General features: G+C 53.4%; 5 tRNA genes. All 5 read right to left on the bottom strand.

Annotated elements, in window-relative coordinates:
- Positions 1-3 precede the first annotated feature (3 nt).
- The 5 genes from AC1DEF_RS29290 to AC1DEF_RS29270 all read right to left on the bottom strand — a co-directional run bounded on the left by AC1DEF_RS29290 (position 4) and on the right by AC1DEF_RS29270 (position 410).
- Positions 4-78, bottom strand: a tRNA-Asn gene (locus AC1DEF_RS29290).
- Positions 79-81: 3 nt separating this feature from the next.
- Positions 82-158, bottom strand: a tRNA-Ile gene (locus tag AC1DEF_RS29285).
- Positions 159-163: 5 nt separating this feature from the next.
- Positions 164-237: transfer RNA gene (locus AC1DEF_RS29280), tRNA-Gly, on the bottom strand.
- A gap of 11 nt (positions 238-248) precedes the next feature.
- Positions 249-324: transfer RNA gene (locus tag AC1DEF_RS29275), tRNA-His, on the bottom strand.
- 10 nt (positions 325-334) lie between these two features.
- Positions 335-410 (bottom strand) — tRNA-Phe (locus AC1DEF_RS29270).

The raw sequence follows: 410 nt of genomic DNA, 5'->3' as shown, positions 1-410 counted from the left end.
GTATGGCTCCACAGGTAGGACTCGAACCTACGACCGATCGGTTAACAGCCGATAGCTCTACCACTGAGCTACTGTGGAATATGGTGGGCCTAAGTGGACTCGAACCACCGACCTCACGCTTATCAGGCGTGCGCTCTAACCAGCTGAGCTATAGGCCCATTTTTGGAGCGGGTGATGAGAATCGAACTCACGACATCAGCTTGGAAGGCTGAGGTTTTACCACTAAACTACACCCGCGTTACTTAAGATGGGGCGACTGATGGGAATCGAACCCACGAATGCCGGAACCACAATCCGGTGCGTTAACCACTTCGCCACAATCGCCGTCTTAAAATGGTGGCTCGGGACGGAATCGAACCGCCGACACAAGGATTTTCAGTCCTTTGCTCTACCAACTGAGCTACCGAGCC

Source organism: Priestia sp. 10L35 (assembly GCF_056395685.1).
This window is presented reverse-complemented; position numbering and strand designations above follow the sequence as displayed.